Annotated in this window: 5 protein-coding genes; 4 read left to right on the top strand and 1 reads right to left on the bottom strand. The window is 38.7% G+C overall.

Features of this window, described 5'->3' with window-relative positions; genetic code table 11:
- A partial coding sequence (locus HN459_05910; GenBank protein MBT3478983.1) for a GIY-YIG nuclease family protein occupies nt 1-125 on the bottom strand: 125 nt, incomplete at its 3' end.
- Nucleotides 126-157: 32 nt separating this feature from the next.
- Between HN459_05910 and HN459_05905 the strand changes: the two genes are divergently transcribed.
- The 4 genes from HN459_05905 to HN459_05890 all read left to right on the top strand — a co-directional run.
- The gene (locus HN459_05905; GenBank protein MBT3478982.1) at nt 158-1,492 is read left to right on the top strand and encodes a hypothetical protein; all 1,335 of its coding nucleotides are present in this window, start codon (nt 158-160) and stop codon (nt 1,490-1,492) included.
- A 162-nt stretch (nt 1,493-1,654) separates the two neighbouring features.
- Nucleotides 1,655-3,247: an ABC-F family ATPase gene (locus HN459_05900; GenBank protein MBT3478981.1), complete on the top strand. Its 1,593-nt coding sequence runs from the start codon at nt 1,655-1,657 to the stop codon at nt 3,245-3,247.
- A 246-nt stretch (nt 3,248-3,493) separates the two neighbouring features.
- Nucleotides 3,494-4,678 carry a hypothetical protein gene (locus tag HN459_05895; protein ID MBT3478980.1) on the top strand — a complete coding sequence of 395 codons (1,185 nt, stop codon included), beginning with the start codon at nt 3,494-3,496 and terminating at the stop codon, nt 4,676-4,678.
- Nucleotides 4,671-4,951 (top strand): hypothetical protein (locus HN459_05890; protein ID MBT3478979.1); only part of this gene is annotated, 281 nt, incomplete at its 3' end. The genes HN459_05895 and HN459_05890, both read left to right, overlap by 8 nt.

Raw genomic sequence — 4,951 nt, 5'->3', positions numbered from 1 at the left:
CGCACCCTATTACGAAGATTCTTAGCCTTCCCGATGTAAATAATGCCTCCTTCTTCATTCTTGAAAAAGTAAACACCCGGTTTAGACGGTACTTGCTGTATCCTGTTTTTGTTGATTAAGTTCATATAAGCGGTATATAGCTTAAAGGAATTTATCTATGAAAAATGAAATTAAATCATTTCCCATTTTATTTATCACCATTTTGGCATGTGGGATATTTTTATACGGTTGTACGGGCACGATACCTAAAAAGAATTCTAAAGATAATAATTATAACAATTCCGTTCAATCACCTAATCTGACATTATCCCAAGACGGCGCTTGGTGTTGGTATCAAGACCCACGAGCAGTTTATATTAATGGCCATCATGAAAAAACCTATGCCCAATGGATGACCAGTGACGGCACGCTTCAAATTGGTTCTTATGATCACAAAACGCAAGAAACCATAACCCATACGCTTAAAACAAATTGGGATTCGGATGATCATAATGTTGGGTCAATTCTCGTTCTTCCCGACAACCGATTGATGGTATTTTATGCACGACACGGCAAAGTTGGTCTGCACTGCCGTACATCAGTAAATCCTGAAGATATTACCCAATGGGAAGATGAAGTAACCATTTCAAATACAAATAATATCTCCTATAATCACCCCGTCTATTTAAGTGATGAAAAATTATATTATGTATTTTGGCGCGGCCCCAGTTGGAAGCCCACTTTTTCTACCTCCAAAGACGGAAAGATTTGGAGCGAGCCTAAAATTTTAATTCAAGAAGCAGGCCGTGAAGCCAAAACGATTCGCCCCTATTTAAAAGTTGTTTCGGATGGAAAATCATCTATCCACTTTACCTTTACCAACGGTCATCCACGGAATGAACCACTTAATTCAGTCTATTATATGAAATATGAAAATGGAAAGTTCTTCACCGCAAACGGGAAGCAAATTGGACTAATGGAAAACCTCCCTGTAAGTCATGCCAATAGTGATATAGTATATAACGGAAAACTAACCGGCATCCGTGCTTGGGTTTGGGATATTGCATTGGATGAAGATGGAAATCCGGTCATCGCATATACCCGTTTGCCATCCGAAACGGATCATCGTTATGCCTACGCCCGATGGACGGGAAAGTTCTGGCTTGATGTGGAGATTACGCCCGGTGGTCGCTGGTTTCCCGAAACTCCGGATGGAAAAAATGAGTTTGAATCTCATTATTCAGGAGGCATATCTTTAGTCCAATCTGATCCATCCTCAGTATATCTCTCCCGTATGGTGGATGGTCAGTTTGAAATTGAAAAATGGACGACCGTTGACAATGGTGCCTCATGGTCTTTCCTGTCAATCACTAAAAAATCAACGCAATTAAATGCACGTCCCGTTTCTCCCCGTGGCTATAATGGAAAAAATGATTATGTTTTGTGGATGACCGGGAATTATATCCATTACACCAATTACCAAACAAAAATCAAAATGCATCTTCAACAGTAAAAGTCCAATATATTTCTATTTTTTAATCCAACTTTGTTAATTTGAAATGGCAATACAAAAGCCTTAAATTCCCGACCCCATTTCCGGCTAAATATTTTCTATTGATTGAATCATAAATCCGGGTGGCTTTTAAACATTACAGTAAAATCCCGGAGAATTATTTTGATCTCAACCGCAAACATTTCTATCCAATTTGGTGCCAAACCTCTTTTTGAACATATATCTGTTACTTTTGGCAAAGGAAATAGATACGGCCTAATCGGCGCAAACGGCTCCGGAAAATCTACCTTAATGAAAATTCTATCTGGAGAAGAGGATCCCACTACCGGTGTTGTCACGATTGATAAAAATGACCGAATGGCTAAATTAGGCCAGGATCAGTTTGCCTACGAAGAAATGACTGTCATCGATTGTGTCATTATGGGACATGCCGAATTATGGAAAATCAAGCAGGAGCGTGAACGTATTTATGCTCTTCCCAATATGAGTGAAGAGGAAGCTATGAAAGTTGGCGATCTTGAAATGGAGTTTTCTGAGTTAGATGGCTATACCGCTGAATCCCGTGCCGGCGATTTATTATTAGGTGTAGGTATTCCATTGGAACAACATGAAGGATTAATGAGCGCTATTGCCCCCGGTTGGAAATTGCGAGTTTTGCTGGCCCAAGCACTATTTGCAGATCCTGATATTTTACTACTAGATGAGCCTACCAATAATCTGGATATCAATACAATTCGTTGGTTAGAAAATATTTTAACACGGCGAAATAGTACTATGATTATTGTTTCTCATGATCGTCATTTCCTCAACAGTGTTTGTACACACATGGCCGATTTGGATTATGGTGAACTTCGTCTTTACCCAGGAAATTATGACGACTTTATGACTGCCGCTACTCAAGCACGGCAACAGTTAATAGACGATAACGCAAAGAAAAAAGCGCAAATCGCTGAATTGCAAGCCTTTGTAAAACGCTTCTCAGCCAATGCATCAAAGGCAAAACAAGCTACCTCCCGAGCTAATCAAATTACCAAAATCAAACTAGATGATATTAAAAATTCAAGCCGTGTTTATCCCTATATCCGTTTTGATCAGGATAAGAAAATTTTTAATACTGCTGTTGAAGTAGTAAAATTAAATAAAGGATACGACGACCTTACCCTTTTTAAAAATTACAATCTGTTAATCGAAAGCGGTGAACGCATTGCGATTATTGGTCCTAACGGTATTGGAAAAACCACACTCTTGGAATGTTTGGTAAATAACCTTTCACCGGACAGTGGTGATATTAAATGGTCCGATAATGCTCGCATTGGTTATTTTGCGCAAAACCATGGTGCAGATTTTGATTCAGATATGTCACTTCTTGACTGGATGAACCAATGGCGACAAGATGGTGACGATATGCAAGTAATCCGTGGTACGCTGGGACGTTTATTATTTTCACAAAATGATATTAACAAACCAGTTCGGGTTATTTCTGGCGGTGAACAAAGGCGGATGTTGTTTGGTAAATTAACCCTTCAACGTCCCAATGTGATTATTATGGATGAACCAACCAATCATTTAGATATGGAATCGATTGAATCCTTAAATGGCGCTTTGGGTAGTTTTCCCGGCACTTTGATCTTTGTTAGCCATGATAGAGAATTCGTTTCATCCTTAGCCACGCGCATCATTGAACTGACTCCGGGAAAAGTATTGGAGTACAACAGCAATTATGATAGTTATCTCCAAAGTCGTGGCGCTGCCTAACCTATACCACCCAGAATAAAAACGATACACGCTAAATGATATAAATTATTGATTATCGTGTGTACCCATTTCAATAATTAAATTGTGTTTTGAATTTCATTCTATAGATTTTTTGTAAAATAGCTTATTTTTTGATTTTTTATGTATTTCATAAGATACATATTTTTTTATTTCACCTATTGACTTAATGGCTGCGGGACGAATAGAATCCCCATACCAATTATTGAACTAAGCAGCACAAACTCCATGAAAACCACACGAAGCATCGCCCTACTCTTTTTACTGACTCAATTCCTTTTTGCCGGAATCGAGAAGGAACTCCAGACCCAATTTATTTTAGCTGAACCTGGCGACACCATTACCATTCCCGCGGGGATTCATAAAATTTTCGGCACATTATCTATTGAAGGAAAAGAAAATCTCGTCATTCACGGCTTAGGGATGGATCGATCAATCCTCTCTTTTGCAGATCAAACTGAGGGTGCCCAAGGTATCAGTATTACCAATTCGAAAAATATTATTTTGGAAGACTTCGCTGTTCAAGATTCCAAGGGTGATGCCATCAAGGCGCAATATGTGGATGGTATTGTATTTCGAGGTGTAACGGCCGAATGGACGGATGGTCCGAAACCAACCAATGGTGCCTACGGCCTTTACCCCGTCCAGTGCACAAATGTATTGATAGAATATTCTGTGGCCATTGGCGCCTCTGATGCTGGTATATATGTGGGACAATCGAAAGAAATTGTGGTTCGTAATTCAAAGGCTTATCATAATGTGGCTGGAATCGAAATTGAAAATTCCATCAATGCAGAAGTCTATGATAACCATTCCTACGATAATACTGGCGGTATTTTGATTTTTGACCTCCCGGACCTTGTTCAAAAAAAAGGTGATAATATTCATATCTATCGTAATCTGGTGGAAAATAATAATTTGACCAACTTCGCACCGCCAGGAAATATCGTTGGTAAAGTTCTACCGGGAACTGGCGTGATGGTTTTGGCTACCAGCAATGTTCACATTTATGAAAATATGATCCGAAACAATAAAAGTATTGGAACAGGAATTGTGAGTTATTTCATCACTGAAGAAGCCATCAATGATAGTATTTATAATCCTTATACATCCGATATTCATATTTATAATAATAATTATGAACGTGAAGCCGGCTTACCTACTTTGGATTTTGAGATTGGCCAACTTCTGGCTATTAAATACGGCCGCAATACACCGGATATTATTTATGATGGCATGCAGGACCCAAATATTGAATCAGGATTATGCATCCAAAACAATGGTCGTGCCAGCTTCACTAATATTGATATTGAGCATAATTTTGAAAAATGGTATTCCCCATTTATTTCTAATTTTTCCGAAGACAGTTCCATCCACAATTGCGGTATCAACCACGGCGCTGTTTATGATTAAAAGTACCTGTAAAACCCTTTCTTGGGTTTTACTCCTTTTTTCAATTCTAATGGGCGGAAATCCTCTAAAATATGCAAAACCAAAGCTATCAGATTATGGATTTTTTCTGGGAAATATGGCGGATCAGAATCCTGCAAGTGGCGTAATGCCATATGATGTATCTGCTAAATTATTTACGGATTATGCGTTAAAATCGCGTTTTATTGTTCTCCCCAAAGGACAACAACTATCCTATAAAACAGATGGTTCTTTTGACTTCCCTCGTGAAACGAT

The organism is Candidatus Neomarinimicrobiota bacterium, assembly GCA_018647265.1.
GTDB lineage: Bacteria > Fidelibacterota > Marinisomatia > Marinisomatales > TCS55 > TCS55.
The sequence above is the reverse complement of the archived record's forward strand: the minus strand, read 5'-3'. Positions and strand labels throughout refer to the sequence as shown.